1 protein-coding gene and 1 pseudogene are annotated in these 2,700 nt (G+C 59.7%); both read right to left on the reverse strand.

The genetic code is table 11. The features are described 5' to 3' along the window. Positions 1-1,081: 1,081 nt before the first annotated feature. A pseudogene (locus tag D3227_RS40065) lies at positions 1,082-1,779 on the reverse strand (IS5 family transposase). A gap of 405 nt (positions 1,780-2,184) precedes the next feature. Continuing rightward, positions 2,185-2,700: IS91 family transposase (locus D3227_RS40070; RefSeq protein WP_245452164.1), on the reverse strand; the 516-nt coding region annotated here is incomplete at its 5' end.

The following is a 2,700-nucleotide window of genomic DNA, read 5'->3' on the forward strand; positions in this document are numbered from 1 at the left end:
ATAGTTCATATTCCCTTCATTCAAGACAAGCAGTGCGTCGATACCACGCTCGGCCATCTGCTGGCGCAGGCGGGTCGTGCGTGCGCGATATTCTTCTTGACTGAATGCGGGCACTAGCATTTCTCCTAATATTGATGATGACGTTTGCATCAAGCAAACGATTCCTTTTTGCTTCTTCGAAGCGTAACATTTGCCAACGTCAAACGTCTTAAATCCGGCAAGATGTTTTGCTGCGGACTACAATGGTGGCATGCGTGCATCTTGGTCTCTGCGAAGAACAGCGTTAGTTCGAGGGTCACAGATCAGCAGGGCGCCTATGCCCGCCTGCAACCTATCAACCCTCTTCACATTCTCCCATACTAGCACTCCTAGATACCATCTCCGTTGGGCATGATTTATGTCGAATGAGGCCGTATCTCTGTCACCAATGGCGCTATGTTTTCGACCGATAACCGAGCTTGGATTTCGGGTTGAGGTAGCGCGCCATTGGGTTGCCTCAATCTGCAAATCCTCAGGACTTCGTGACGCTGCGCATCTAAATGTTCCGACGTGTTTTGATTGCGGCTCGCAGTTTGTGCTTGCTTCAGTGGAGGATCATTCGCCAAGGATGCCTCCGTCAAATACAGATTATGTACCCGCGTCATCTGGAAGCGAGATGGGCGCTAGTACCTGCCATGACGATCACGGTGTCTGCTTCGGTCGTCGCAATTGATGCCTCTGATTTAGCCATCGTGTGGGCTTGCTTGGTTCTTCCCGCGCCCCTGTGGCAAAGCCACGCTACTTGTGACGCGTTCCTCCCAGCCGTTGTCCGCTCCCGTCTCGTCGGTGTGCGGCTCACATGCCGCGCCGCACCCCGCGAAAACGACCTTTGGCGGTTTGTCGCGAGGATGCGGTGGGCCACGGCCTTCTTCGTCCGATGCTGCCAGCCGCCGGCCACCGCGACGAGTTTGTAAGGCCGGTCCCGCAATTCCTCCCGAAGGTGACCAAATCAATGTTGCAGTCTTGCCGACGACGCATGCCAGCGCCTCACGAGGCACCGGTTCGCTGGCGGCAAAGATCCTAGGACGTAGTGACGATTTAACTATTTGAGCCAAATGGCGATCGCTGCGAGTTTGACGAAACCCATGAAGTTTGCGAGCAGCTTGTCGTAACGGGTTGCGACGCGCCTGAACTGCTTGAGCTTGTTGAAGAAGCGCTCGATGCGGTTGCGCCCTTTGTAGAGATCGCGGTCGTATGGCCGCTCGGCGATGGCGGCATCGGCGTCGATACCGTCGATCAGGTCGTGGGCCAAGGCGATGTCGTTGCGCTGGCCGGGGGTGCCGATCAGGCGGATGGGAAGGCCGAGCGCCTCGGTGGCGGCGTGGATCTTGGTACTCAGGCCGCCGCGAGACCGACCCAGGCCCTGGGCATCCGCCCCCCTTTGACCTTGCGTGCCCCGGCGGCATGCTGGTGCGCTCGCACGATCGTGCTGTCGATCATCAGCCATTCGAGGTCGGCTTCGCGGGCGAGCATTTCCAGCATATCGTCCAGCACGCCCATCCCGATCCAACGATAATAGCGCCGCTTCACCGACCGGTAATCGCCAAGCCGCTCCGCAAGGTCGCGCCAACGGCCACCCGAACGCGCTCCGAAAGACCGGCGGAAGCGCTAAACTGGGGAAGATTCAAACGGCACTTCTGGGGAGTATTGAGCCGGCATCGACACTTGCCTTTCGTGCCGCCGGCACAAAACTCCCTTGATCCGGTCCCACTGGTCGTCCCCAAGCGCATCGCAATCCATCGCCGATCTCCAAAAATCAGCGTTGAATCTGATTTGCTAATCCTTGGGAATCTGGAGGGTTCTGTGAGGTCCGAGACACCGGTTTGGCACGCGGGCTCGACGTCGGACCTCATTGCAAGCCGGATTGAGCGAAGCCGCGGGGCGGTCTGGCGCTATGGGGATTGTAGTCGGGACGGTCGGTCGGGGTCGTCACGGACGAGTTCTCGAAGGTCGCCCCCGATGGGATGGTGGCGGGCCACACCGTATAGGCAAGGAAGTTTTGGCGTTGGTTGGGCTCAGCGTCATCGCAACGCTGGCCGTCATCAGGCCGGCAGTGTTCATCTGCATGAGGCGGGTCAAAAACCCGCATGCCGGCGCGCGCGCCGACGGATGCCGAACCTGATGATGTGGATCTGCCTCGTATGATCATGAGGTGTCGTTCCAGAAGGGGCTCGTCGGCGCCTGTCCGCATCGCCAGATGCCGAGCGTAACCATCGGGCCGCCGCAGCAAGGGCAGCGACGCGCCACCGGGAGCGAGACAGCGGTAACTGCATCGCATTCGACCTTCGGAGCGTCGGCTTGCTGTATCGGGCTGGCCAGCAGCTTGCGGCACAGCTCGATCCTGGCGGCGCGATGTCTGTTGGCTAGGAAGCCGTAGTGGCGGATGCGATGGAAACTGCCCGGAAGGGTGTGCAAGAGGAAGCGACGGATGAACTCGTGCGCATCGAGCGTCATGATCTTCGTACGGCCGCCATGGCGATAATCCCTCCAGCGGAAAGCGACCCGATCGTCGGTCATGCTGATCAGTCGGGAACTGGCGATGGCGACGCGGTGGGTGTAGCGGCCGAGATAGGCCAGCACCTGCCTCGGCCCGCCGAACGGCGGCTTGGCATAGACGACCCAATCGACACGACGAACCTCGGCGAGCTTGCGGTTGAATGT

This window comes from Mesorhizobium waimense (assembly GCF_003601975.1).
Taxonomy (GTDB): domain Bacteria; phylum Pseudomonadota; class Alphaproteobacteria; order Rhizobiales; family Rhizobiaceae; genus Mesorhizobium; species Mesorhizobium waimense.